This window comes from Nocardioides pymetrozini, assembly GCF_046058985.1.
Lineage (GTDB): Bacteria > Actinomycetota > Actinomycetes > Propionibacteriales > Nocardioidaceae > Nocardioides.
The window spans coordinates 2,813,815-2,839,401 of sequence record NZ_CP175556.1 but is presented as its reverse complement, the minus strand read 5'-3'; the positions used below and the strand labels follow the sequence as shown (position 1 = coordinate 2,839,401).

Below are 25,587 nucleotides of genomic sequence, written 5' to 3'. Positions count from 1 at the left end.
TCCTGACAGGATGGAGCCATGTCCGAACTGTCCGCCGAGGACCGCAAGCTCGTCACCCTCGCCCGCGCCACCCGGGCGCGCATCCAGGCCGCGGAGGGCGCCGCCGTACGGGACGCCGACGGTCGCACGTACGCCGCCGCGACGGTCGACCTCCCGTCGCTGCGCCTCACCGCGGTGCAGGCCGTGGTCGCGATGGCCGTGGCCTCCGGGTCGACCGGCGTGGACGCGTGCGTGCTCCTGGGCGACGCGCAGGAGCTCACCGAGCCGGACGCCGCCGTGCTCGCCGACTTCGCCGGTGCGGCGGGCGTGGTCGTCCACCTCGGCGACGCCCGCGGCCACGTCGCTGCGACGCGGACCCAGGCGAGGTCCTGAGCCCCTCACCGGGAACAGGGCAGGGGGAAATCCGGTTGGCTCCCCAGGACCGCGACTGGTTGGCTGTCTGGTCGGGCGACCCGCTCGCCGATCTCCGCCCATCCCGTCGCGCGAGTGTCCCCGGACAGGAGTAATTTCGAACCATGGCAAAAGATGCCTGGGAGGAGCACGCGCGAGCCGTCCGACGGCTCGCCGACTCCTACGCGGCGATTCCCCCTGGTCAACCGGTGCGGCTCGCGAAGCGCACCACCAACCTGTTCCGCGCCCGGGCCGCGACGAGCGTGCCCGGCCTGGACGTCAGCGGGCTCGCCGGGGTGATCGAGGTGCTGACCGACAGCCCGGACGGCCCGGTCGCCGAGGTGCAGGGCATGTGCACCTACGAGGACCTGGTCGACGCGACCCTGCCGCACGGCCTGGTGCCCCATGTCGTGCCCCAGCTGCGCACGATCACCCTGGGCGGGGCGGTCACCGGACTGGGCATCGAGTCCACCAGCTTCCGGCTCGGCCTGCCGCACGAGTCGGTGCTCGAGATGGACGTCTTCACCGGGAGCGGGCAGGTCGTCACGACGCGCCCCGGCGACGACCTGTTCGACGCCTTCCCCAACTCCTACGGCTCGCTGGGCTACGCCACCCGGCTCCGGATCCGGCTCGCGCCCGTGCCGCCGTACGTCGCCCTGCGCCACCTGCGCTTCGACGACGCGGACCTGCTCGCCAAGACGGTCGCCGAGATCACCGCGACCCAGGAGCACGACGGCGAGCCGGTCCACGGCCTCGACGGCGTGTCCTTCGGGCCCGGCGAGCACGTGCTCACCCTCGCCCGGTGGACCGACGAGCCCGGGGCGACGTCGGACTACACCGGCCAGCAGATCTACTACCGCTCGCTGCAGTCCCGCGACCGCGACCGGCTGACCTTCCACGACTACCTGTGGCGCTGGGACACGGACTGGTTCTGGTGCTCGGGCGCCTTCGGCGCGCAGAACCCGCGGATCCGGCGGCTCTGGCCCCGCCGCTACCGGCGCTCCGACGTCTACATGCGCCTGCTCCACCTCGACCGCCGCTTCGGCATCGCCGACCGCCTGGACCGCCGGGCCGGACGCCCGCTGCGGGAGCGCGTCGTGCAGGACATCGAGGTCCCCGTCGAGCGGCTGGGGGAGTTCCTCGCCTGGTTCGACGAGGAGATCGGCATGCGGCCGGTGTGGCTGTGCCCCCTGGCCACCACGCGGCCCTGGCCCCTGTACCCCCTCGAGACCGGCAAGGTCTACGTCAACGTCGGCTTCTGGGGGACGGTCCACGTGGGCCCCGACGCCGTCGACGGCCCCCGCAACCGGGCGATCGAGGCCAAGGTCCACGAGCTCGGCGGCCACAAGTCGCTCTACTCCGACTCCTACTACGACAAGGCGAGCTTCGACGCGCTCTACAACACCGCCCGGCTCGAGGCGGTCAAGCGCGTCCACGACCCCGACGACCGACTGACAACCCTCTACGACAAGGCGGTGAGGAGCCGATGACGGCTCAGGCAGGACAGGGCATCGCGCCCACGCTCGCGTCCCTCTTCCCCGGGGGCCTGCCCCTGTGGCTCAAGGCCTACGACGGCTCCGTGGCCGGCGACCTCGACCTGCCCTACGGCATGGAGCTGGTCAGCGAGCGCGGGCTGTCCTACATCATGACCGCGCCGGGGGACCTCGGCCTGGCTCGCGCGTACGTCGCCGGCGACCTGGTCCTGCACGGCGCCCACCCGGGCGACCCGTACCCGGCGTTCTCCCTCCTCAAGGACCACACCGACTTCGGCCTCCCGGGCCCCCTGGAGCTGGTCGGGATGCTCCGCACGCTCGGCCTCAGCCACCTGGTGCCCCCGCCGCCCCCGCCCCAGGAGCACCTGCCCGCCTGGCGCCTGCGGCTCGAGGGCCTGCGCTCGCTCAGCTGGTGGGGACGGCACTCCCAGGAGCGCGACGCGGACGCGATCCACCACCACTACGACGTGTCGAACGCCTTCTACGAGCACGTCCTGGGGCCCTCCATGACCTACACCTGTGCGGTCTACCCCAACGACGAGGCCACCCTCGAGGAGGCACAGGAGCACAAGTACGACCTGATCTGCCGCAAGCTCGGCCTCGAGCCCGGGCAGCGCCTGCTCGACATCGGGTGCGGCTGGGGCGGCATGGTGCGCCACGCCGCGAAGCACTACGGCGTGCGGGTCATCGGCGTCACCCTCTCCCGCGAGCAGGCCACCTGGGCCCAGGAGGAGATCAAGAGGCAGGGTCTCGACGACCTGGCCGAGGTGCGTCACTGCGACTACCGCGACGTCGAGGAGGACGGCTTCGACGCGGTCAGCTCGATCGGCCTCACCGAGCACATCGGGATCGCCAACTACCCGGCGTACTTCTCCTTCATCGCCCGCAAGCTCAAGCCCCAGGGCCGGATGCTCAACCACTGCATCACGCGCCACGACAACGCCGAACGGCGCACGGGCGCGTTCATCGACCGCTACGTCTTCCCCGACGGCGAGCTCGCCGGCTCCGGGACGATCGTGCGCGCCGTCGAGGACGCCGGCCTGGAGGTCCAGCACCACGAGAACTTCCGGGTCCACTACGCGAAGACCCTCGCCGGCTGGTGCCGCAACCTCGCCGACAACTGGGACGCCTGCGTGGCGGAGACCGACGAGGGCACCGCCCGGGTGTGGGGCCTCTACATGGCTGGTTCGCGGATCGCCTTCGAGCGCAACGAGATCCAGCTCCACCACGTGCTGGCCACGCGGACCGACGACGGGGTGAGCGGCTACCCGCTGCGGCACGACTTCTGAGCGACGGCCAGCACGACGAGCCGGGACCTTGTCCCGGCTCGTCGCATTCCCGCCCGGTCTCGGTGCGCCCGGTGGGAGGGTGCTTCCCGGGGCGGTGCGCCCAACGCGCGCTGAGGGACACAGGGGCAGAGGGACATCATGGCGTTCGGTCGTGCGCTCACGCGCGCTGCAAGGACCGCGAGCGGGATCGCGGTGGTCGCCGTCGCCGTCGCGGGGGCACTGCCGGCCGTGACGGCCGCGCCGTCCGTCCCGGCGCGCAACGCCTGCACGATCAGTGGCACTCCCGGTCCCGACGTCCTGACCGGGACCCCGGCCCGCGACGTGATCTGCGGTCGGGGCGGTGACGACCGGATCTCGTCCGGGGCCGGCGACGACCTCGTCAGCGGAGGACCCGGAGACGACCTCGTCGACGGCGGGCCCGGCGACGACACCCTCTGGGGGAGTGCGGGCGACGACGTGCTGCGCGGTGACGGCGGCGCGGACCGGCTCTACGGCGGGCCCGGTGCAGACGTCCTGTCCGGCGGTGCCGGCGACGACGAGATCCGCGGTGGAGCGAGCGAGGACGACCTGCGCGGCGGTCGCGGTGACGACGCACTGTACGGCGGGCGCGGCGATGACCGTCTCGACGGTGGCCCCGGCGCCGACGGAGTCGGCTGCGGCCGCGGCATCGACACCGCCGTGCCCGGCTCGGGAGACCAGGTCAGGGCCAGCTGCGACGACCGGGACGGCCCGCCCCACCCTCCGCCCCCGGCACCCCCGGCGCCCGGAGGGCCGGTCGCCGTGGACGACACCGTGACCACCGACGAGGACACGCCGATCGACCTGCCCAGCACCGGCGCCGGCGGGCCGGCGGGCAATGACACCGACCCGGACGGCGACCCGCTCGCCGTCACGGCCGTCGCGGACCCGTTCGGCGGGACCGCCGAGCTGACCGGTGCCACGATCCGGTTCATCCCGACGGCCGACAGGTGCGGACCCGGTGCCGGACGCTTCGACTACACCGTCACGGACGGCACGGGGCGCACCGACGTCGGTCGCGTCACCGTCGACGTCACCTGCGTGGGCGACGACCCGGTCGCCGTGGACGACGCGGGCACCGTCCCGGAGGACGCGACGCCGACCGTGATCCCCGTCCTCGCCAACGATGTCGACGCCGATGACGAGCCGCTCGTCATCGCGAGCGTCACCCAGCCGGCCCACGGCGCGGTCGTCGTCACCGGCGGCGGCTCGGGCCTGACCTATGCACCCGCCGGCGACTACTGCACCACGCCGCCGGCATCGAGCGACACCTTCACCTACACGCTCACCCCCGGCGGCGCGACCGCCTCGGTGGCCATGAGTGTGACCTGCGTCGACGACGCGCCGATCGCGGTGGACGATGGCGCAGCTCTCGCGGAGGACGCTCCCGCCACGGCGATCGACGTCCTCGCCAACGACGTCGACGTGGACGGTGGCGGGCGGGAGGTCGCCTCCGTGACCCAGCCGGCCCACGGGACGGTCACCATCACCGGCGGCGGCACCGGCCTGACCTACGAGCCGGACGCCGACGCCTGTACCCCGCCCGGGACGCCCGACACCTTCGCCTACACCCTCGCGCCCGGCTCGGACACCGCCGTCGTGAGCGTGACCGTCACCTGTGCCGACGATGCCCCCGAGGCACGGGCGGACAGCACCGCCGTACCCGAGGACGCCGCCGCGACGCCGGTCGACGTCCTCGCCAACGACACCGACGCCGACGGCGACACCTTCACCATCGCCTCGACCAGCCAGCCCGGCCATGGGACGGTCACCATCACCGGGGGCGGCACCGGCCTGACGTACGCGCCGGCACCGGACTACTGCAACACACCTCCCGGCACGGCACCGGACACCTTCACCTACGCGCTCGCTCCCGGCGGCGACGAGGCGACCGTGAGCGTCACGGTGACCTGCGTCGCGGACGCCCCCGCTGCGGTCGACGACAGCGCGACAGTCTCGGAGGACAGCACGGCCGCGCCAGTGGCCGTACTGGCCAACGACGCCGACCCCGACGGCACCGGCCTGGAGATCACGAGCGTCACCCAGCCGTCGCACGGTGTCGTCGCGATCACCGGAGCAGGGACCGGGCTCACGTACGCCCCGGCCGCGAACTACTGCAACCTCCCCCCGGGGACGATGCTCGACACCTTCACCTACACCGTCACCGGCGGCTCGACGGCCACGGTCACGATGACGGTCACCTGCGTCGACGACCCGTCCACGGCCGTCGCCGACGTGATCACGATCGAGGAGGACAGCGGCGGCCCGCTCACCGTGCTAGCCAACGACCAGATCGGCGACAGCCCGCCGTCCGTCGTCTCGGTCACCCAGCCCACCCACGGCTCGGCCAGCACCAACGGCTCGACAGTCACCTACACGCCGGCGCCCGACTACTGCAACACGCCGCCGGCCCTCGAGCTCGACACCTTCGCCTACACCATCACGGGCGGCTCGACCGCGACCGTGACGGTGACGGTGACCTGCGTGAACGATGCGCCGAGCGCGGCGGACCTGACCCTTCCCGTCGGCTCGGCGGCCGTCGGCAACACCGTTCTCGTCGTCGACGACAGCACTGACGCGGCGCCGTCGGAGCCCGGCCCCCACAAGACCGTGAGCGGCGACCTCCTCGCCGGGGTGACGGATGTCGAGACGCCGGCCGCCGTCGCGGTCGTCGCCGGCACCTGGACCACCGGTCAGGGCGGCTCGGTCACCCTGCAGCCCGACGGCGACTTCGTCTACACGCCGCCGGTCGGCTGCGGCGGCGTCGACACCTTCACCTACACGGTGAGCGACCACGACCCGAGCGGCGCGCAGACCGGGACCGCCACCGTGACGGTGCCGGCGAGCGGCTGCGTCTGGTACGTCTCCAACGACGCCCCCGGCAACACCGGGACCTCGGCATCGCCCTTCGACACCCTCGCCCAGGCAGAGAGCGCCGCCGACGCCGGTGACACGATCTACCTGTACGCCGGCAACGACACCAGCACCGGCTACGACGCGGGCATCGTCCTCAAGTCCGGCCAGCGCCTCGTCGGCGAGGTCCGCGACCTCGTCGTGGACGGCGTCGTGCTGGCCGCGGGGGTCGCCGGCCGACGCCCGCTGCTCACCGCCTCCGGCGCGGACGTCGTCACCCTCGCCGCCGGCAACCTCGTGAGCGGACTCCGGCTCGAGCCGTCCGGCGCCGGCAGCGGCATCGCCGCCGGCACGGGCGACAGCGGCACGGTCGACGACATCCGGATCATCGACACCGGCGCCGCGGGCACCCAGCCCGCGTTCGAGGTCGACGGGCTCGCCACGGGCATCACGGTCGGCGACCTCATCGTCGACAGCTCCGCCGCCACCGGCCAGACCGCCGGGTCGGTCGGCGTTCGGCTCAACAGCGCCGGCCCGGTCACCTTCACCCCGGCCAGCACGGTCCGGATCACCACCACCGGGGCGCGCGGGCTCTCCGCGACCGGCACCGACCTCGGCACGAGCGCCTTCGACGCCATCACCGTGGCCGGATCGAGCAGCGGAGCGGTCGAGCTGGTCTCGACCACCGGCACGACCACGTTCGGCGATCTCGCCCTGACCACGACCGGCAGCACCGCTCCCGCGTTCCGTCTGCAGTCTGCGGGCACCGTCACCGTGCTGCCCGCCGCGACCGCCGACATCTCGGCGGTCGGTGGCCCGGCCGTCGACGTCAGCGCGACCGCCGGCCCCCAGCTCGCCTTCGACACCGTCACGTCCGCGTCCAGCAGCACCACCGGGGTGAGCCTGGACGGACTCGGGACCGGAACGTTCAGTGTCACCGGCGGCTCCATCGCGGGTGCACAGTCGACCGCGTTCGACGTCAACGGCGGCAGCGGCGCGATCACCTACCCCGGCGCGATCGGCGACGGCACGGGCGGGACCCTCGAGGTCACCGGCCGCTCGGGCGGCACCGTCACCCTCGGTGGGTCCCTCGCCGACTCCGCCGATGCCGGGGGTGGCATCACCCTGAGCGGCAACACCGGGGGAAGCACCGTCCTGACTGGCTCGACCAAGACCCTCCGCACGGGCACGAGCGCCGCCGTCTCGATGACCGCCAGCGACGGCCACGCCCTGAGCATCACCGGCGGCGGCCTCGGCGTCGTCACCACGAGCGGCGATGGCGTCCGGGCCACGTCCAGCGGCACGCTCTCCATCACCGGCGCCGGCAACACCATCGTCTCCGGCACGGGCCGCGCGCTGTGGCTCGCCGACACCGACATCTCCGGCGCTGGCGTGACGTTCGCGCGGATCGACTCGACCGGAGGCGCCGGCGGCATCCTCGTCGCCAACACCGGCAACGCCGGCTCACTCACCGTCACCGGCACGGGCGGCACCTGCACCGCCGCCGACACCAGTGGCTGCACCGGAGGCACGATCAGCGGCACCACCGGCCCCGACAGCGGAAGCACGACGCCCGACGGCGCGGGAGTCGTCCTCACGAACACCAAGGCCCCCTCCCTGACCCGGATGTGGATCCACGACCACAGCAACTACGGCGTCCGCGGCTCCGGAGTCGCGGGGCTGACCCTGTCCGGCACGGTCGTCAACGGCAGCAACGGCACGAACGACAGCTCGCCCTACGACGACTCGAGCATCCTGCTCGATGCGATGAGCGGCGCCGTGACGGTCACCGACAGCCATGTCAGCGGAGGCTACGAGGACAACCTGCGGGTCACCGGTGCCAGCGGCACTCTGGACGTCACGGTCGACCACGTCACCTTCGGCGTCTCCGGCAGCCGCCCGGGCAACGACGCCTTGGCGATCCAGAGCACGCTCACCGCCGGGACGCTGAAGGCGACCGTCACCGGCAGCACCTTCTCCAGCGCGGCCGGCGACCTGCTGTCGATCTACCACTCCGGCAACGGGACCGGTGAGCTCGACGTCACGGGGAACACCTTCGCCAACGCCCACCCCGCGGTCGCCACCGGCGGTGGAGGAGTGACCATCTACCAGGACGGACTGGCGGGCGGCACCACGATGAACCTCGCCGGCAACAGCCTGCGGGGCGCCGTGGGACCGGGCGTCCTGGTGGCCAAGGGGACGGGGCCGTCGCGGCAGAGGGGCACCTTCGCCAACAACACCATCGGTGCGGCCGGCGTCCCCAACTCGGGATCCGCCGAGAGTTCGGGGCTGAAGCTCCAACAGCTGGGGGGCGGGTCGACCGAGTGGTCGGTGACCGGCAACCAGGTCCGCGGCTACAACAACCACGGGATCGAGGTGCTCGCCGGGGGCGGAGCGTCTCCCCAGGGCGGCATCGTCAGCACCGTCGTCACCGGCAACACCATCGCCGAGCCGGGCACCACCGTCGGCACCCTCGTCGTGCCGAAGCAGGGGGTGCACTACAACGTCGGGACGTTCCCCGGTGACACCTTCGACGTCTGCGCCGACCTCCGGGCCAACATCCTGGCCGCCAGCGGTGCCGACGCCGTCCCGTCGGCCGCGTTCGACTACGACGTCCGGCTGCGTCAGCGCCAAGCCACGACGATCCGGATCCCGGGCTACTCCGGCGCCGCCAACGACGACACGGCCGTGCGGGCCTTCGTCGCGGCACAGAACGCCACCGGCTCGCCCGCGGTGACCACGTCCCAGACCGCTGGGACCGGGGGAGGCGGCTTCGTCGGCACGGCGTGCCCACCGCTGCCCGCACCCTGACGAGCACCCCGTCCAGCACCCCCACCAGCACCCGACCAGGAGTTCAGGAGCCACCGTGGCCGAGCCCTATCTCGCCGAGATCCGGCTGATGTCGTTCATCTACCCGCCCAAGGGCTGGGCACTGTGCAACGGCCAGCTGCTGCCGATCAACCAGAACCAGACACTGTTCGCTCTGCTCGGCACCGCCTACGGCGGCAACGGGCAGACGAACTTCGCCCTGCCCGACCTGCGCGGGCGGGTACCGGTCCACGAGGGCCCGGGCTACGGCCTCGGCCAGGCCGGCGGCGAGGAGTTCCACACGGTCACGATGGGCGAGCTGCCCGCCCACACCCACCAGGTCGGCGTGTCGACGCTCGCGACCGGCGGCACCGCCGGTCCGAGCGGTGCCTACCTGGGCGGCGCGAACAACGCCTACCGCCCCGGTGCGGCGTCGACCAGCCTGCATCCGGCGACGGTCAGCTCGGTGGGAGGCAGCCAGGCCCACGAGAACCGGCAGCCCTTCTTGACCCTGAGCTTCTGCATCGCGCTCCAGGGCATCTTCCCGACACAGAGCTAGGAGCGGACCGTGACACAGCCCTATCTCGGCGAGATCAGGATGTTCGGCGGGAGCTTCGCACCGAACGGCTGGCTCTTCTGCCAAGGACAGCAGCTGATGATCAGCGAGTACGACGCCCTCTACACCCTGATCGGCACCACCTACGGCGGCGACGGCCAGGAGACCTTCCACCTGCCCGACCTCCAGGGCCGCATCCCGATCCATCAGGTGACCGCGACGCCGGGAACGGCGTACCCGCTGGGTGAGGCGGCCGGCGTGGAGTCGGTGACCCTGACCAGCCAGCAGATCCCCGCGCACTCCCATCCGCTGACGGCGATCGGCGGCCAGCCCGGCACCCAGGTCAGTCCCGCCGGCAACCTTCCGGCGATGTCGCTCAGCGTGGTGCCCTATGTGAACGAGACGCCGACGGGGAACTTCCACGCCCAGGCGATCACGCCGGTCGGCGGCTCACAGCCCCACGAGAACATGCAGCCGTTCCTCTGCGTCAGCTTCATCATCTCCCTCTTCGGCATCTTCCCGAGCCAGACCTAGGACCTGCCCATGACCGACCAGTTCCTCGCGGAGATCCGCGTGTTCCCCTTCACCTTCGCGCCCACCGGGTGGGCGTTCTGCGACGGGCAGCTCCTGCCCATCTCGCAGAACACGGCGCTCTTCGCGCTGCTCGGCACGATGTACGGCGGCGACGGGAAGTCGACCTTCGCCCTCCCGAACCTGCAGGGCCGGGCGCCCCTGCAGCACGGCCACGGCGCGGGCCTCACACCGCGGGTCATCGGGGAGCAGTCCGGAAGCGCCCAGGTGACCCTGCTGCAGTCCGAGATCCCGGCGCACAGCCACGTCCTGCGCGCCGACGTCGTCGACGTCGCGGACACCAGTGTTCCCAACCCGAACGCCGCGTTCGGCCTCTCCTCCGGAGGCACGCTCTACCAGGCGTCCGCGAACGCCCAGCTCGACCCGACGGCCCTCGCGGTCGCGGGCGGCTCGCTGCCCCACAACAACATGCAGCCCTACCTGCCGCTGAACTTCTGCATCGCCCTGCAGGGCATCTTCCCGCAGCGGCCATGAGCGTGGAGACCGGCGTGCCCGTCCGGCTGCGGACCGCCACGCCACGACGTCACGGCACCACCCGAGGAGCACGCCGATGAGCGAACTGACCCGCCGCACCGTTCTCGGTGCCTCCGCCACCGGCGTCGTCGTGGCCGCCGTCGGCCTGCCGTCGCCTGCGGCCGCTCTTCCCGCGCCCGTCGCGGAGGCCGCTCCTCGGTCCACGGCCAAGCGCACGCTCTACCGACGGCGCCGCTTCACACCCCATCGGGGCGAGCGCTTCGTCGTCAGCGGGCCGGGAATGCGGATGCGGATGAAGCTGGTCCGGGTGAGCAACCTGCCGGCGGCCGCCAAGGGGTCGGAGCGCAGCTTCGCGCTCACCTTCCGGGCACCGCGACCGGGTGTCGACCAGGGCACCTTCCAGATCCGCCGGCGCCGGTTCAAGGCCACGTCGCTGTTCCTGGTGGCGACCGACGACACCCGGCGGACCTACCGCGCGGTCGTGAACAACCGCTGACTGGGTGTCCGGTCGTCGGCGCCACTAGCCTGGGCGCGTGAGCACCCGGGCCCAGCAGTACGACGCCACGGTCCTCGACCGTGAGCAGGTGACCCCGCACCTGGTGCGGCTGACGCTCGACGTCCCCGGATTCGCCTCGACCGGCATCGCCGACGAGTGGGTCGGTCTGGTCGTGCCCGGCCAGTTCCAGAGCCGCTACTACACCGTGCGCTCGTTCGAGGCCGGGCGGATGGTGCTCGACGTGGTCGTGCACGAGGTCGGCCTGGTCACGGAGTGGGCCTCGGGCACTGCCGGCGACGTCGTCGGCCAGCAGGTCGCGCTCACCGAGGCCAAGGGCTCGTTCCTGCCGCCCGACGACGCGCAGTGGCTGCTCCTCGTCGGCGACCTCACCGCCCTGCCGGCGATGGCGCGGATCGCGGCCGAGCACGGCGACCGGCTGCCGGTGCGCATCCACGCCGAGGTGCCCGCCGACTCCCGCATCGACGGCTACTTCCCGGCCTCCGCCGAGGTCAGCTGGCTGCCGCTCAGCGGCGAGAGCCGCCTCGCCGAGGTCGTGGAGGACCTGGACTGGCCGGCGGGCGCGGGCTACTTCTGGATGGCGGGAGAGTCCGCGCAGATGCGCGCGATCCGCAAGCACCTGATGCGCGAGCGCCGGCTCCCGAGCACCCACTACGACGTGATGGGCTACTGGCGATCGGTGGCCAAGCGACAGCCACGTGCTGTCGACCCGGGGCCGATCTGGCGCGCCGGCAAGGCCGCCGGGAAGTCCGACGAGGAGATCTGGGCCGACTACGACGCCGCGCAGGCGGACAGTGCCGGAGCCACCGAATGACGAGGGAAGTCGTGCAGTGAACGAGCAGCAGCAGCCGGACGAGGCCGAGGTCGAGGACCAGCTCGACGACGAGCTCGACGACGAGGACGAGCTCGACGACGAGGACGAGTTCGACGAGGACTTCGGCGCGCTGCCCCCGCCGGCGGCGCCGGTGTTCGGCCTGGGCGACGTGCCCGAGGGCTACCGCAGCGGCTTCGCCTGCTTCGTCGGGCGCCCCAACGTCGGGAAGTCGACGCTGACCAACGCGCTGGTCGGGCAGAAGATCGTGATCACCTCCGACAAGCCCCAGACGACCCGGACGGTCGTGCGGGGGATCGTGCACCGGCCGGACGGCCAGCTGGTCCTTGTCGACACGCCAGGCCTGCACCGGCCGCGCACCCTGCTGGGGGAGCGGCTCAACGACCTGGTGAGGACCACGTGGGCCGAGGTCGACGTGGTCGCGGTCTGCTTCCCGGCCGACGAGAGGATCGGCCCCGGAGACACCTTCCTCGTCAACGAGCTGGCCAAGGTCCGCCGTACCACCAAGATCGCGGTGGTCACCAAGACCGACCTCGCCACGCCGGACCGGATCGCCGAGCACCTGCTGGACATCGTCGAGCTGGGCCGCGCGACCGGCACGGAGTGGGCCGAGATCGTGCCCGTCTCCTCCGTCGGCGGCGACCAGATCCCGCTGCTGGGTGACCTGCTCGTCGGGCTGATGCCGGAGGGCCCGCCGCTCTACCCCGACGGCGACCTCACCGACGCGCCCGAGGAGGTCCTGGCGGCCGAGCTGATCCGCGAGGCCGCGCTCGACGGCGTGCGCGACGAGCTGCCGCACTCGATCGCCGTCGTGGTCGAGGAGATGGGTCTACGCGAGGGCCGGCCCGAGGACAAGCCGCTGCTCGACATCCACGCCAACCTGTACGTCGAGCGCGACTCCCAGAAGGGGATCGTGATCGGCAAGAAGGGCGCCCGTCTGCGCGAGGTCGGCACCGCGGCCCGGAAGCAGATCGAGGCGCTGCTGGGCACCCCGGTCTACCTCGACCTGCACGTCAAGATCGCCAAGGACTGGCAGCGCGACCCTCGGCAGCTGCGCAAGCTGGGGTTCTAGTCCGCGGTCCAGCAGCGGCCGAACTTCTGGCCCATGGCCCACTGCTCCTTGGTGGGCCACTCGTAGCCCCACTTGAACGTGAGCGGGTCCTCGGCGGCGTCGGCCGCGGCGTCCTCGCAGCGCGTGCGGCCGGCGGCCTGGACCTTCTTCGCGCCCGGGTAGTCGCGCTCCTCGAAGGCGACCACCTCGATCGCGCGCCAGGAGTGCTTGCTCGAGCAGCGCACCCGCTCGAACTTGGGGGAGTCGGGGGCCGCCGTGCCGCACATCGCGTACCGGTCCGGCAGCGCGTTGCCGGCGAGGACCCCCTTGAGGTCGCCGTCGAGGTCGGCCAGCTTCGCGGCGCCGTCGAGGAGCACGGCGTCGCAGCGGTACCACGCGGCGCCGGCGTCCGACTGCTCGACGGTGGGGGTGAACCAGATCGAGCGGATCATGCTCAGCCGCAGGCTCGTCAGCGAGCCGCCCACGTGGTCCAGCAGCTGAGCGGGGCACGCCGAGGACACCTGGGCCTGGACCCGCTCCGAGTCGACCGCCAGGAGGTGACCGTCGACCACGGCGTCGATGGTGCCGACTGCGAAGGTGACGCTGGTGTGCGGCTGCGCGCAGTCGACCGGCTCGACCTTCGAGGTCGGCGCGACGGCGGCGTCGTACGGCAGGGCGTAGCAGGCGCCGGCGGCGGGCCTCGGCTCGGGGGCCGCCGCGGTGGTCTGCGTCGACGGGACCTCCCGCGGCTCCTTCGCGCCGTCGTCGCCGCCGCTGCAGGCGGCGAGACCGGTCAGCGCGAGAAGGCCCGCCGCCGCGGCGAGCGCCCGGCGTGGTCCGGCGCTCAATCTGGTCGTCACGTCACCCACTCGTCACTCACTCGTCCTCGCCCAGCACACCGAGCGGCGGATCCCGGCGTCCCACTCGGGCTTGTGGAAGAAGGTGAACCCGTACTCGAACTCCGCCGGGTAGTTCAGCCAGGCCTTGACCGAGGTGGAGCAGAACGAGCGGGTCCGGCTCTCCATGACCCGGTCGCCGGGGTACTCGTCGTCGGGCTGTCCGATCTTCACCGTGGTGACCGCACGCCAGTCGTGCTTCTGCGAGCAGGGCACCTTCTCGCCCTCGGCGACGGAGGGTCCGCGGGCGCAGCTGAGCCAGACGTCCGGCGGGCGTCCGGACAGCATTCCCTTGGCGGTCTCCGGCAGGGGGCGGTACGACGTGCTGGCCGCGCTGCCGCCGAGGACGTCGCAGCGGTACCAGCGCGCGCCCTTCTTCCACGCCTTCTCCGAGGGGCGGAACCAGGCCCAGCTCAGGGTCGTGCGGAGCACGAGGCTCTCGTCGGCGCCGACGAACTCGGCGAACGCCGCGGAGCAGGTGGTGTAGGCGAACCGCCCCAGCGCAGGGTCGTCGTAGTCCGCGTCGTCGAACTCCTCGGGCAGCTCGCCGGTCGCGAAGGTCTCCGCGGTGTGCTCCTCGGCGCAGGGGACGGTGCGGGTGGCATTGGACGTCAGCGCCACGTCCTCGGGCGTGAGCACGCGACATGCGCCGTTCGCCGGGACCTCGAGGGAGTCGACCAGGTCGTCGTCGGTGTTGCTGCCCTGCTTCTCCGCGCCGCAGGCCGCCAGGACCGGGGCGAGCAGTGCCAGCGCGACCAGCACGGCGGCACGGTGCAGCACGCGATCCAGCCCCTCTCGTGTCGCCCTCCGGCGGGCCTCGGGTCAGTCGGTCAGAAGTGCGGCGATCGTAGCGCCCAGCGCATAGGCCGCCTCCAGCGACGCGTCGTCGAGGTCGCCGAGGACGCCCAGGACGTCGTACCCCTGGCGCCAGCCGAGCGCGCCCACGATCGACTGCACCGACCGCTCCGCCCCGGTCAGGTCGTAGCGTCCGTGCAGCCACAGGCCGTACGGACGGCCCGCGGTCTGTCCCGCGCCGTCGGACGGGGCGCCGGTCGGGTCCAGTGCGCCACCGACGGCGAGGAAGGTCGAGTCGAAGAAGTGCTTCAGTGCTCCGCTCATGTACCCGAAGTTGGCGGTGGTGCCCAGCACGTAGCCGTCGGCGGTCAGGACGTCGTCGGCGCTGGCCTCGAGCGCCGGGCGGACGACGACCTCGATCCCGTCCGGCCCGGCGCCCGCCTGGACATCGTCGTCGCCCGCGCCCGCGACGACCCGCTCGAGCAGGGCCTGCATCGAGCGGCTGGGTGAGTGGTGCACGACGAGGAGGCGGGCCACCCCACCAGGCTAGGCGGTGACCAGGAAGCGCTCCCAGGACCGGTGGGTGCCGGCCAGGGCGAGCACCTCGTCGAGCACGCCGATCCCGGCACTGCCCGTGACGACGCCGGGGGCGTCCTCGGGCACGCCGGCGACGGTCAGCGCGCGGACGCCCTCGCCCCATGCGCCGATGACCTTCGCGTGCCGGTAGGCCTCCTCGAGGAGCAGGACCACCCGCGGGTCGAGGGTCGCCGTCCGCGCCGCACCGGCCTTCGCGTCCCGGGTGGGCACTGCGTCGGGGGCCGCGACAGGGGATCCGGCGAGCAGGAGGGCGTCGAACTCGACCGACCGCGCGGTGGCGAAGGTGCGCTGGACAGCCAGCCCGCCGACCGTGCCGCCGTGCGGTGCGATGACCAGCGGCACCATCCCCGCCGCGAGCACGGCCGACCGGACCTCGGCGACGTCGTCGAGGTCGCCGTCGGGGTCGACGACGATGCCGACCATCCGGCCGTCGGGAGGCCAGGGGCCGCCGGCGAGCTGCGAGAGCGCCGGGCTCGGGGTCACCGCCGCGAGCTCGCCTGCCGGATCCGGAGCCGGCAGGCCGAGGGCGGTCGCGACCTCGGCGCACAGGCGGCTGTCGATGTTCGCCAGCGCCTGGAGCTGGCGCTCCTTGATCGCCTGCTCGTAGCACTTGCCCAGCTCGAAGCTGTAGGCGCGGATGATGTGCTCCTGCTCGACCGGGCTCATGCTCTGCCAGAACAGGCGCGGCTGGGTGAAGTGGTCGTCGAACGACGCCGGCTGCGCCCGGACCTTGGTCCCGGCGACGTTGCGGGCCGCGTCGACGAAGGCTCGGGACTGCTCGTCGGACAGGTCGGCACCTGCCATGAACGGGCAGCCCCCGTCGAGGGAGTTGGGATGGTACGGCGCCACGCCGGCGTGGACCGCGTGCTGGTGGAAGCCGTCGCGGAGCATGTCGTTGACCGGCGCGTGCGTCCGGTTGACCGGGATCTGGTTGAAGTTCGGCCCGCCGAGCCGGGTGAGCTGCGTGTCGACGTACGAGAAGAGCCGCGCCTGGATGAGCGGGTCGTCGGTGACGTCGATCCCGGGGACCAGGTGACCGACGTGGAAGGCGACCTGCTCGGTCTCGGCGAAGAAGTTCGTGGGATTGCGGTCCAGGACCATCCGGCCGATCGGCTGCACCGGAGCGAGCTCCTCGGGCACGATCTTGGTCGGGTCGAGCAGGTCGATGCCCTCGAACGTCTGCTCCTCGGTGTCCTCGAAGACCTGGATGCCCAGCTCCCACTCGGGATGGGCACCGGACTCGATCGCGTCGGCGAGGTCACGGCGGTGGAAGTCGGGGTCGAGCCCGCCGAGCAGCTGGGCCTCCTCCCAGGTGAGGGAGTGGATCCCGAGGCGGGGCTTCCAGTGGAACTTCACCAGTGACGTCTCCCCGGCGGCGTTGACGAGCCGGAAGGTGTGGACCCCGAAGCCCTCCATCATCCGGTACGAGCGGGGGATGCCGCGGTCGGACATGTTCCACAGGGTGTGGTGCTGGGCCTCGGTGTGGAGGGAGACGAAGTCCCAGAAGGTGTCGTGCGCGCTCTGCGCCTGGGGGATCTCCCGGTCGGGGTGCGGCTTGCCCGCGTGGACGATGTCCGGGAACTTGATGCCGTCCTGGATGAAGAAGACCGGGATGTTGTTGCCGACCAGGTCCCACACGCCTTCGTCGGTGTAGAACTTCGTGGCGAAGCCGCGGGTGTCGCGGACGGTGTCGGCCGACCCGCGCGACCCGAGGACCGTGGAGAAGCGCACGAAGACCGGTGTGCGCTTGCCCTTGGCGAACAGCCCGGCCAGGCAGACCGGCTCCGCCGTCCCGTAGCCCTCGAAGTATCCGTGGGCCCCGGCGCCGCGGGCGTGGACGACCCGCTCGGGGATGCGCTCGTGGTCGAAGTGGGTGATCTTCTCCCGAAGGTGGTGGTCCTGGAGCAGGGTCGGACCCCGCTCGCCGGCCTTGAGGGAGTGGTCGGTGTCGCGCAGCCGGGTCCCCGTCGACGTGGTCAGCCAGCGGCCCTGCTGGCCCGCCGCGCGGGGGTCGGCCCCGGTCGGGGCGCCGGTGGCGGTCCGGGTGTCGGGCGCGGACTGGTCGGGCTTCGGCGGGAGGGGGTCGACCGGCTCGGTCGGCTCGGCGAGGCTCGGCGGAGCGGCGGCGGGAGCGCCGGGGATCTCGGGGGCGGTCACGGCGGCTGCCTTGTCGGCGACGCTCTCCGCGGCGTCGGCCACCTTCTCGAGAGCGTCCTTGGCGACCTGCTTCGGGTCCATGGGGTTCCTTCCGGGGTGGGGGCGTCCCCGCGTGGTACCCGTGCGACCCACGCCGAGACCGGTCGCTGGTAGAGTGGCCGCGTCATGATGCGAGCCCTCCTTCTTAGCGGCCGCAGCGAGGTCTGACCTGCCGGACCCCCTCGCTGCGGAGTGAGTCGCGCGCCCGGCGCCCTTCGACCACATCGAACCCGAGGAAGTCATGACCACCAACGCACGGCCGAGCGTCACCGTCCCCCGCCAGCAGGCCAGCCGGATGCCGTTCCACCGCTACACCGCCTTCGAGCCGGTCACCGTGCCGGACCGCACCTGGCCGGACCAGAAGATCACCCGCGCCCCTCGGTGGCTGTCCACCGACCTGCGCGACGGCAACCAGGCGCTCATCGACCCGATGAGCCCCTCGCGCAAGATGAAGATGTTCGAGCTCCTGGTGAGGATGGGCTACAAGGAGATCGAGATCGGGTTCCCGGCCGCGAGCCAGACCGACTTCGACTTCGTGCGCCAGCTCGTCGTCGAGGACCGGATCCCCGACGACGTACGCGTCTCGGTGCTGACCCAGGCGCGCGAGGACCTGATCTCCCGCACCGTCGAGTCGCTCGTCGGCGCCGACAAGGCGACCGTCCACCTCTACAACGCCACGGCGCCGCTCTTCCAGCGCGTCGTCTTCGGCGTCACCGAGGCCGAGTGCATCGCGATCGCGACCCGCGGCACGGAGTGGGTCATGAAGTACGCCGAGCAGCTCCTGCCGGGCACCGACTTCGGCTACCAGTACAGCCCGGAGATCTTCACCCAGACCCCCACCGACTTCGCCCTCGAGGTCTGTGAGCGGGTCTCGGACGTCTGGCAGCCCGAGGAGGGCCGCGAGATCATCCTCAACCTGCCGGCGACCGTCGAGATGTCGACGCCGAACACCTACGCCGACCAGATCGAGTACTTCTCCCGCGCGCTGACGCGTCGCGCTCACTCCGTGATCAGCCTGCACCCGCACAACGACCGGGGCACGGCGGTCGCCGCCACGGAGCTCGCGCTGATGGCGGGCGCCGACCGGGTCGAGGGCTGCCTGTTCGGCCACGGTGAGCGCACCGGCAACGTCGACCTGGTCACCCTCGGCATGAACCTGTTCAGCCAGGGCATCGACCCGCAGGTCGACTTCTCCGAGATCGACGAGATCCGCCGCACCGTCGAGTACTGCACGCAGCTGCCCGTCCACCCGCGCCACCCGTGGGCGGGCGACCTGGTCTACACCGCCTTCTCCGGCTCGCACCAGGACGCGATCAAGAAGGGCCTGGAGGACCTCGACCGGATCGCCGCCGAGCAGGGCAAGCCGGTCGGCGAGATCCCGTGGGAGGCGCCCTACCTGCCGATCGACCCCAAGGACGTCGGCCGCACCTACGAGGCGGTCATCCGGGTGAACAGCCAGTCCGGCAAGGGCGGCGTCGCCTACGTCCTCAAGGCCGAGCACAGCCTCGACCTGCCGCGCCGCGCCCAGATCGAGTTCAGCCGGGTCATCCAGCAGCGCACCGACGCGCAGGGCGGAGAGGTCACCCCCGAGGACATCTGGACGATCTTCCGCGCGGAGTACCTCGACCGCGAGGAGCCCTACAGCCTCGTGTCCTTCTCGTCGGTCACCAGCGAGGACGGCGACGACCGCCAGGAGGTGCGCCTGGTGGTCCGCGGCGAGGAGCAGACGTTCACCGGCATGGGCAACGGCCCGGTCGCCGCGTTCGTGGACGGGATGCGTCAGGCCGGCGCGGACATCCGCGTCCTCGACTACGCCGAGCACGCCCTCTCCTCGGGTGGCGACGCGCTCGCCGCGGCGTACGTCGAGTGCGAGATCGCGGGCGAGATCGTGTGGGGCATCGGCATCCACCACAACATCGTCACGGCCTCGCTCCGCGCGGTCGTCTGCGCCGCCAACCGTGCGCGGGCGACCACCATCCCCGCCGCTCCGGTCGAGCCGATCGGCTGACGGGGAGCTCGGTGGTCGAGGTGCGAGCGCAGCGAGCCGCAGGACTCGGTGGTTGAGGTGCGAGCGCAGCGAGCCTCGAAACCCGCCCTCGCCTCCGAGCAGGTCGGCCGGTTCTTCGTCGAGGGCCGGCGTGGTCGCGACCGACTCGAGTTCACCGAGTACGGCGCCGGCGACGCCTGGGTCGTGCTCCTGCCGCCGCTGCTCGTGCCGCGGCGGGTGCACGACCGCACGGCGCGGATGCTCGCCTCGAACGGCCTGCACGTGCTGGCGCTCGACCCGCTCGGCCACGGCGGGTCGGACCGGCCGGCCGACCCGCTGTCGTACTCCGTCAGGGCGTTCGCCGAGCAGGTCGTCGCGCTGCTGGACCACGTGGGTGCCGGGCGCGCTGTCGTCGGCGGCAGTGCGCTCGGCGCCAATGTCGCCCTCGAGGTGGCCGTACTCGCTCCGGAGCGGGTGGCCGGCCTGGTCCTCGACGGACCCGTCCTGGAGAACGCGCTCGGCGCCCAGCTCTCGCTGCTGAGCCCGGTGCTGGCGACCGCGCGCTACGCGCCCTTCGCGGTGACGGCGCTGCGGCTGGCCACGCGGCCGGTCCCGCGCCGGGCGGTCCCGGAGTGGGTGCGCCTGGCGCTGGAGACCGTCGACGCCCGGCCCGGGCCGGTGGCGGCGGTCGTTCACGGCGTCCTCTTCGGCCGGTTCGCCCCGTCCTCGGCGGAACGTGCGTCGGTGACGGCGCCGGCGCTCGTCCTGGCCCGGACCCTGGACCCGTTCCATCCCGCGGGGGACGCCGAGACGGTCGCCGAGGAGATCCCCGGCGCCGTCCTCGAGCGCACCGAGGCGCCGCTGGAGTGGCGGCGCCGACCCGAGCGGCTCGACCTCGTGGTCACCCGCTTCGCGCGGGAGTGCACGCGGCCGGCCCGACGGGCGCGGCGTACCCGTTCGTCCTGAATCGCCCACGGGCGCGGCGGCCCGGACGTAGGGTCCGCCCATGAGACGCCTGCGACACCTGCTCCCGACCGCCGGCCTGACCCTCGGCCTGACCGCGACCCTTCTCGTCGGCTCCGGGGGCGTCGCCGCGGCGCAGACCTGGACCCACACGGACGCCACCGGTGACGTCCTCGACCTCACGCTGTCGGACCACGACGTCGTGGGGGCCGCCCCCGCTCCGGACCGCGCCGAGGGCGACGTCCACACCGTCGTGGTGAAGCACACCCGAGGCAAGGTGAAGGTCCGGACGGCGATGCGTGCCCTGCCTGCGGCTCGCGGCTGGGTCACCGTCGGTCACATCGTGACGCCGCACGGCAGGTACGAGGCCCGGGCGATCTTCCTGGTCGAGGGTGGGCGCTCGCTCTTCCTCGTCCGCAAGCCGGGCCGGAAGGAGTCGCTGGCACGCTGCAGCGGGCTGCGCGGCGTCTTCGACCGCACCGGCGGGACGGTGAGCCTCCGGGTGCCGCGGTCGTGCCTCGGCAACCCGCGCTGGGTGCGGGTCAACGTGTCCGTCTACGACTGGAACGGCGACTTCAGCACCTATGCCGATGACGCCATGGACCCCGCCGGCTGGGAGCAGCAGGTGCTCTCGCCGAAGCTGCGCCGCGGCTGAGCGGGACATCCCCGGGCTCCACCGGGGTGGCGGTGGGCGTCGCCGTCCCCGAGGCCGCACAATGGAGGGGTGCCGCTCTACCGTGACGAGGCGATCGTCCTGCGCACCCGCAAGCTGGGTGAGGCGGATCGCATCGTCACGCTCCTGACCCGCGAGCACGGCGTGGTCCGTGCCGTGGCCAAGGGCGTGCGCCGGACGACCTCGCGCTGGGGCTCGCGGCTCGAGCCGTTCACCCATGTCGACCTCCAGCTCGCCGAGGGGCGCAACCTCGACACGATCACGCAGGCCGAGACCCGCAATGCGTACGCCGCGCCGCTGGGCGCCGACTACGACCGGTACACCGCCGGCACCGCGATGCTCGAGACGGCCGAGCGCCTGGTCGTGGAGGAGCGGGAGCCCGCGCGCCAGCAGTTCGCCCTGCTCCTCGGCGGGCTCAACGCGATGGCCGCCGGCGACCGGCGGCCCGGCCACGTGCTCGACTCCTACCTGCTGCGAGCCCTGGCCATCGCCGGCTACGCGCCCACCTTCGTCGAGTGCGCGCACTGCGGGCGCCCGCCGGTCACGCCGACCGGCGAGCTCGGTCATCATCGGTGGTTCAACCCGTCGATGGGAGGGGTGCTGTGCTCCACCTGCCGGATCCCCGGCTCCGCCACCCCCGCGGCCGAGACCCTCGTCCTGCTCGGCGGGCTGCTCGCCGGCGACTGGCCCGTGGTCGAGGCAGCCGACCCGCGCCACGCCCGCGAGGCGAGCGGCCTGGTGGCAGCGTTCGTGCAGTGGCAGCTGGAGCGCGGCCTGCGCTCGCTGGCGTACGTGGAGCGGTGACCGGCCGCTGAGAGCAGGGCGCGGCCGGCCACCGGGCGGCGGCCAGTGCGCTGCCTGACAGACTGCCCCCGTGACCCGCTCCACCCGTCGTACCCGCGCCGCGGCGGCGTCCGCGGCCGCAGCGGCCGCTGCCCGCGGCCCCGTCCGCCCGCCGACCCCGCACCCCTCGGGCGCCCGGCCGCCCGCCGTGCCGCCCGAGCTCGTCCCGCGCCACGTGGCGATCGTGATGGACGGCAACGGTCGCTGGGCCAAGGAGCGCGGACTGCCGCGGACGAAGGGGCACGAGGAAGGGGAGTCGAGCCTGTTCGACGTGGTCGAGGGCGCCATCGAGATGGGCGTCAAGGCGATCTCGGCCTACGCCTTCTCCACCGAGAACTGGTCCCGCAGCCCGGACGAGGTCAAGTTCCTCATGGGCTTCAACCGCGACGTCATCCGCCGCCGCCGCGACGAGATGCACGAGCTCGGCGTCCGGGTCCGGTGGGCCGGCCGCGCGCCGCGGCTGTGGAAGTCGGTCATCACCGAGCTCCAGGTCGCCGAGGAGATGACCCGGCGCAACGACGTGCTGACGCTCACCATGTGCGTCAACTACGGCGGGCGCTCCGAGCTCGGCGACGCCGCGCGGGCGCTGGCCCGCGACGTCGCCGCCGGTCGGCTGAACCCCGACCGCGTCGACGAGCGCACCCTCGGCCGCTACCTCTACGTCCCCGAGCTCGCCGACGCCGACCTGATCTGGCGCACCTCGGGGGAGCAGCGGCTGTCGAACTTCATGCTCTACCAGGCCGCGTACGCCGAGTTCGTCTTCTCCGACGTGCTCTGGCCCGACGTCGACCGCCGTCATCTGTGGCAGGCGATCGAGGAGTACGCCCGCCGGGACCGCCGCTACGGCGGGGCGCAGCCGAACCCGGTCGGCTGAGCCGGCCGGGTCGCCTGCCGGCGAGCGTGCTCAGTGCTCGTCGTAGTGCGCGCCGTGTACGGCGTGCCGGTGGCCGTCGTGCACGTAGTCCACGTGGTCGTCGTGGGGGACCGCGAGGTGCCCGCAGCCGGGGCCGTGGGCGTGGGGGTGCTCCCCGCAGGCCTCGTGGACGGGTGCGGCCTGCCCGGACGCGAAGGGCGCGCGGAGGCGCGCGCGGCGGCGCAGCCAGATGCCGACCGGCCAGGTGAGGGCGTAGAGGCTGAGCGCGAGGATCACGATCGCCGGCCCCGGCTGGACGGTGACGTCGCTGGGTGCGAGCGCGGCGAGGACCAGTCCGCCCGAGGCGGCGAGCGTGCCGAGCAGGACGGCGGCGGCCATCGTCGTCCGGAACGATCGGGACACCTGCTGGGCGGTCGCGACCGGGATCACCAGCAGTGCCGAGACGAGCAGGAGCCCGACGGTGCGCATGGCGACGGTGACGCTGACGGCGGCCAGGGCCGCCACGAGCAGGTTGTAGGCGCGCACCCGCAGGCCGGCGACCCGCGCGTAGTCGGCGTCCTGGGCGATGGCGTAGAGCTGGGGGGACAGGCCGACACACAGGACGACCACCACGGCGGCGAGCGCCACCGTGGTCAGCACGTCGGACACCGTGATGGCGGTGAGCGAGCCGAACAGGTAGCGGCCGATGGTCTGGGTTCCCTGGCCGTCGAGACCGGTGATGAGCAGGCCCCCGGCGAGCCCGCCGTAGAACATCAGGGCGAGGGCGACATCACCGTTGGTGCGGCCCTTCTCGCGGATCAGCTCCATCAGGAAGGTCGCCAGGACGGTCACGACGACCGCCGTCCAGATCGGCGAGGCGCCGGTGACCAGGCCGATCGCGACTCCGGTGACGGCGACGTGGCCGATGCCGTCGCCCATCAGGGCCATGCGGCGCTGGACGAGATAGGTCCCGATCATGGGGGCGGCGATGCCGGTCACCAGGGCGGCGATCAGCGCCCGCTGCATGAACGGCAGGGAGAACAGCTCGGCCGGGCTCACGGGAGGTCCGTTCTGGTCGTGTCGACGGGCGCGGAGACCTGCGGCGCCCGGTCCCCGTTCCGTGCTTCGGGCGCGTGGTGGTGGTGCGTGTGCGGCTCGGCGAACCACGACGAGTGCACCTCGTGGTCGGCCAGCGGTCCGCCGTCGTAGGCGATGCGCCCGTCGCGCATCACGACGCACCGGTCGACCAGGGGCGCCAGCGGGCCGAGCTCGTGCGCCACCAGGACGATGGTGGCACCGACCTGCTTGAGGTGGCCGAGGGTGTCGGCCAGGATCTGCTGGTTCGGCAGGTCCACGCCGGCCGTGGGCTCGTCGAGGAAGAAGAGGTCGGGCTCGCCGGCGAGGGCGCGCGCGATCAGGACGCGCTGCTGCTGCCCGCCGGACAGGTCGCCGACCGACTCGCGGCGCCGGTCGCGCAGGCCCACCACGTCCAGCGCCCGGTCGACCGCAAGCCGGTCGGCGCGGCTCAGCGGACGCAGGAGGCGGCGCCGCGACAGGCGTCCGGAGGCGACGACCTCCCCGACCGACGACGGTACGCCGGACGCGGCCGAGGCTCGCTGGGGGACGTAGCCGACCCGGCGCCAGTCGGCCTGCCGGTCGAGCGGCGTGCCGAACAGGCGCACCTCTCCGGCGGTGAGCGGGTGCAGGCCGACCAGGGTGCGGACCAGGGTCGACTTGCCGGAGCCGTTGGCGCCCATCAGGGCCACGAACTCGCCGTCGTGCACGGCGAGGTCGATCCCGCGCAGGATGGGCCGGCCGCCGAGCGCGACGCCGCCGTCGCGGAGGGCGACGGCAGGTGCGACGGCGGGGTCGGGAGCAGGGGTCATGAGCAGCCGTTGGCGGTGCGCAGGGCCGTCAGGTTGGAGCGCATCAGCGAGAGGTAGTCCTGGTCGGCGGTCTCGTCGGTCAACCCCTCGATCGGGTCGAGCACGGCGCTGTCGATGCCGAGGTCGTCGGCGAGGGTCTCGGCCAGCTTCGGGCTGACCAGCGTCTCGCTGAACACCGTGGTGATCCCCTCGCGCTGGATCAACTCCTGCAGCTCCGCGATCGCGGCCGGGGTCGGCTCGGCGTCGGGGGAGAGGCCGGCGATGGGTGCCATGTGCAGACCGTACTTCTCCAGGTAGCCGAACGCGTCATGGGACACCACGATCGTCTCCCGCTCGCAGGACGCGAGGCCCGCCTCGAACTCCTCGTCGAGGGTCTCCAGGTCGGTGCGCAGGGCGGCGGCGTTGGCCTCGTACTCGTCGGCGTGGTCGGGGTCCAGCTTCGCCAGGGAGGCGGCCACCGCGTCGCCGAGGGACGCCATCCGCACCGGGTCGTGCCAGAAGTGCGGGTCGAACTCCCCGTGCTCGTGGCCCTCGTCGGCGTGCTCGCCCTCGTCGGCGTGCTCGCCCTCGTCGGCGTGCTCGCCCTCGTCGGCGTGCTCGCCCTCCTCGGCGTGCTCGTCGGCGTGCTCGTCCTCGGCGTGCTCCTCGTGCTCCTCGAAGGGCGCCAGGTCGACGACGTCGGTGGCATCGAGGGTCGCGCCGCCGGCGTTCTCCGCGACGGTCTCGTCGACGGCGGGCTGGAACTCGCTCTCGTAGACCACGAGATCGGCCTGGGCGATCAGCGCGGTGTCCTTGACGTTGATCTCGAGGTCGTGCGGCTCGACCCCGGCCTTGGTCAGGGAGGTGACCGTCGCGTGGTCGCCGGCGACCCGAGCGGCGACGTACTCCAGGGGGTAGAACGCCGCCACCACCTCGGGCGAGCCGCCCTCGGCGTCGCCGCCGCCGTCCTCGGAGAGGGCGGAGCAGCCGCTGGCGGCGAGGGCGAGGGTGCTGACGGCGACGAGGGTCCTCCAAGGGCGCATGAGAATC

Annotated in this window: 22 protein-coding genes; 15 read left to right on the top strand and 7 right to left on the bottom strand. The window is 72.7% G+C overall.

Annotated elements, in window-relative coordinates:
• Positions 1-18 precede the first annotated feature (18 nt).
• The 10 genes from ACJ5H2_RS13950 to era all read left to right on the top strand — a co-directional run bounded on the left by ACJ5H2_RS13950 (position 19) and on the right by era (position 12,890).
• The gene (locus ACJ5H2_RS13950; RefSeq protein WP_408896009.1) at positions 19-372 is read left to right on the top strand and encodes a cytidine deaminase; all 354 of its coding nucleotides are present in this window, start codon (positions 19-21) and stop codon (positions 370-372) included.
• A gap of 143 nt (positions 373-515) precedes the next feature.
• Positions 516-1,880, top strand: a complete 1,365-nt coding sequence (locus tag ACJ5H2_RS13945; RefSeq protein WP_408896008.1) for an FAD-binding oxidoreductase — start codon at positions 516-518, stop codon at positions 1,878-1,880.
• Positions 1,877-3,172 (top strand): class I SAM-dependent methyltransferase, encoded by a 1,296-nt coding sequence (locus ACJ5H2_RS13940; RefSeq protein WP_408896007.1) that lies wholly within the window; start codon positions 1,877-1,879, stop codon positions 3,170-3,172. The genes ACJ5H2_RS13945 and ACJ5H2_RS13940 overlap by 4 nt, the downstream gene beginning before the upstream one ends.
• A gap of 138 nt (positions 3,173-3,310) precedes the next feature.
• Positions 3,311-8,854, top strand: a complete 5,544-nt coding sequence (locus tag ACJ5H2_RS13935) for an Ig-like domain-containing protein (RefSeq protein ID WP_408896006.1) — start codon at positions 3,311-3,313, stop codon at positions 8,852-8,854.
• A 55-nt stretch (positions 8,855-8,909) separates the two neighbouring features.
• Positions 8,910-9,410: a phage tail protein gene (locus ACJ5H2_RS13930; RefSeq protein ID WP_408896005.1), complete on the top strand. Its 501-nt coding sequence runs from the start codon at positions 8,910-8,912 to the stop codon at positions 9,408-9,410.
• 9 nt (positions 9,411-9,419) lie between these two features.
• A complete protein-coding gene (locus tag ACJ5H2_RS13925; RefSeq protein WP_408896004.1) occupies positions 9,420-9,941 on the top strand; it encodes a phage tail protein in 522 nt (173 codons plus the stop codon).
• A 9-nt stretch (positions 9,942-9,950) separates the two neighbouring features.
• Positions 9,951-10,472 (top strand): phage tail protein, encoded by a 522-nt coding sequence (locus tag ACJ5H2_RS13920; RefSeq protein WP_408896003.1) that lies wholly within the window; start codon positions 9,951-9,953, stop codon positions 10,470-10,472.
• A 76-nt stretch (positions 10,473-10,548) separates the two neighbouring features.
• Positions 10,549-10,968 (top strand): DUF6916 family protein, encoded by a 420-nt coding sequence (locus tag ACJ5H2_RS13915; protein ID WP_408896002.1) that lies wholly within the window; start codon positions 10,549-10,551, stop codon positions 10,966-10,968.
• Between the two features lie 37 nt (positions 10,969-11,005).
• Complete coding sequence (locus ACJ5H2_RS13910; protein WP_408896001.1) at positions 11,006-11,800, top strand: siderophore-interacting protein; 795 nt, start codon at positions 11,006-11,008, stop codon at positions 11,798-11,800.
• 16 nt (positions 11,801-11,816) lie between these two features.
• Positions 11,817-12,890, top strand: coding sequence for a GTPase Era (gene era, locus ACJ5H2_RS13905; RefSeq protein WP_408896000.1), 1,074 nt, complete (start codon positions 11,817-11,819; stop codon positions 12,888-12,890).
• On the opposite strand, the gene ACJ5H2_RS13900 is transcribed toward era, so the two are convergent.
• From ACJ5H2_RS13900 to ACJ5H2_RS13885, 4 genes are read right to left on the bottom strand one after another with little or no spacing between them, the layout of a single operon-like run.
• Entirely contained in the window at positions 12,887-13,729 is an 843-nt protein-coding gene (locus ACJ5H2_RS13900) for a septum formation family protein (protein ID WP_408895999.1), read from the bottom strand. The genes era and ACJ5H2_RS13900 overlap by 4 nt on opposite strands.
• Before the next feature lie 12 nt (positions 13,730-13,741).
• Positions 13,742-14,545, bottom strand: a complete 804-nt coding sequence (locus ACJ5H2_RS13895; RefSeq protein WP_408895998.1) for a septum formation family protein — start codon at positions 14,543-14,545, stop codon at positions 13,742-13,744.
• Between the two features lie 42 nt (positions 14,546-14,587).
• Positions 14,588-15,097 (bottom strand): flavodoxin family protein, encoded by a 510-nt coding sequence (locus tag ACJ5H2_RS13890; RefSeq protein WP_408895997.1) that lies wholly within the window; start codon positions 15,095-15,097, stop codon positions 14,588-14,590.
• Between the two features lie 9 nt (positions 15,098-15,106).
• Complete coding sequence (locus ACJ5H2_RS13885; protein ID WP_408895996.1) at positions 15,107-17,395, bottom strand: catalase; 2,289 nt, start codon at positions 17,393-17,395, stop codon at positions 15,107-15,109.
• A 199-nt stretch (positions 17,396-17,594) separates the two neighbouring features.
• Here ACJ5H2_RS13885 and leuA point away from each other — a divergent pair, with 199 nt between their 5' ends.
• From leuA to ACJ5H2_RS13860, 5 genes are all read left to right on the top strand, one after another.
• Positions 17,595-19,361, top strand: a complete 1,767-nt coding sequence (gene leuA / locus ACJ5H2_RS13880; protein ID WP_408895995.1) for a 2-isopropylmalate synthase — start codon at positions 17,595-17,597, stop codon at positions 19,359-19,361.
• Between the two features lie 57 nt (positions 19,362-19,418).
• Entirely contained in the window at positions 19,419-20,306 is an 888-nt protein-coding gene (locus ACJ5H2_RS13875; RefSeq protein WP_408895994.1) for an alpha/beta fold hydrolase, read from the top strand.
• 40 nt (positions 20,307-20,346) lie between these two features.
• On the top strand, positions 20,347-20,958 hold the full coding sequence (locus ACJ5H2_RS13870) for a hypothetical protein (RefSeq protein ID WP_408895993.1): 612 nt from the start codon (positions 20,347-20,349) through the stop codon (positions 20,956-20,958).
• Positions 20,959-21,027: 69 nt separating this feature from the next.
• Positions 21,028-21,780 (top strand): DNA repair protein RecO, encoded by a 753-nt coding sequence (recO, locus tag ACJ5H2_RS13865; RefSeq protein WP_408895992.1) that lies wholly within the window; start codon positions 21,028-21,030, stop codon positions 21,778-21,780.
• Between the two features lie 70 nt (positions 21,781-21,850).
• Positions 21,851-22,693 (top strand): isoprenyl transferase, encoded by an 843-nt coding sequence (locus ACJ5H2_RS13860; protein ID WP_408895991.1) that lies wholly within the window; start codon positions 21,851-21,853, stop codon positions 22,691-22,693.
• Positions 22,694-22,723: 30 nt separating this feature from the next.
• Here ACJ5H2_RS13860 and ACJ5H2_RS13855 read toward each other — a convergent pair whose 3' ends face one another.
• The 3 genes from ACJ5H2_RS13855 to ACJ5H2_RS13845 are packed head-to-tail and all read right to left on the bottom strand — an operon-like array spanning position 22,724 to position 25,580.
• The gene (locus ACJ5H2_RS13855; RefSeq protein WP_408895990.1) at positions 22,724-23,731 is read right to left on the bottom strand and encodes a metal ABC transporter permease; all 1,008 of its coding nucleotides are present in this window, start codon (positions 23,729-23,731) and stop codon (positions 22,724-22,726) included.
• Positions 23,728-24,558: a metal ABC transporter ATP-binding protein gene (locus ACJ5H2_RS13850; protein ID WP_408895989.1), complete on the bottom strand. Its 831-nt coding sequence runs from the start codon at positions 24,556-24,558 to the stop codon at positions 23,728-23,730. The genes ACJ5H2_RS13855 and ACJ5H2_RS13850 overlap by 4 nt, the downstream gene beginning before the upstream one ends.
• The gene (locus ACJ5H2_RS13845) at positions 24,555-25,580 is read right to left on the bottom strand and encodes a metal ABC transporter substrate-binding protein (RefSeq protein WP_408895988.1); all 1,026 of its coding nucleotides are present in this window, start codon (positions 25,578-25,580) and stop codon (positions 24,555-24,557) included. Before ACJ5H2_RS13845 ends, ACJ5H2_RS13850 begins: the two co-directional genes overlap by 4 nt.
• Between the last annotated feature and the right edge of the window lie 7 nt (positions 25,581-25,587).

Coding starts and splice junctions, on each gene's coding strand:
- ACJ5H2_RS13950 (WP_408896009.1), top strand. CDS start 19: ATGTCCGAACTGTCCGCCGAGGACCGCAAGCTCGTCACCCTCGCCCGC.
- ACJ5H2_RS13945 (WP_408896008.1), top strand. CDS start 516: ATGGCAAAAGATGCCTGGGAGGAGCACGCGCGAGCCGTCCGACGGCTC.
- ACJ5H2_RS13940 (WP_408896007.1), top strand. CDS start 1,877: ATGACGGCTCAGGCAGGACAGGGCATCGCGCCCACGCTCGCGTCCCTC.
- ACJ5H2_RS13935 (WP_408896006.1), top strand. CDS start 3,311: ATGGCGTTCGGTCGTGCGCTCACGCGCGCTGCAAGGACCGCGAGCGGG.
- ACJ5H2_RS13920 (WP_408896003.1), top strand. CDS start 9,951: ATGACCGACCAGTTCCTCGCGGAGATCCGCGTGTTCCCCTTCACCTTC.
- ACJ5H2_RS13915 (WP_408896002.1), top strand. CDS start 10,549: ATGAGCGAACTGACCCGCCGCACCGTTCTCGGTGCCTCCGCCACCGGC.
- ACJ5H2_RS13885 (WP_408895996.1), bottom strand. CDS start 17,395: ATGGACCCGAAGCAGGTCGCCAAGGACGCTCTCGAGAAGGTGGCCGAC.
- leuA (WP_408895995.1), top strand. CDS start 17,595: ATGACCACCAACGCACGGCCGAGCGTCACCGTCCCCCGCCAGCAGGCC.
- ACJ5H2_RS13870 (WP_408895993.1), top strand. CDS start 20,347: ATGAGACGCCTGCGACACCTGCTCCCGACCGCCGGCCTGACCCTCGGC.
- ACJ5H2_RS13850 (WP_408895989.1), bottom strand. CDS start 24,558: ATGACCCCTGCTCCCGACCCCGCCGTCGCACCTGCCGTCGCCCTCCGC.
- ACJ5H2_RS13845 (WP_408895988.1), bottom strand. CDS start 25,580: ATGCGCCCTTGGAGGACCCTCGTCGCCGTCAGCACCCTCGCCCTCGCC.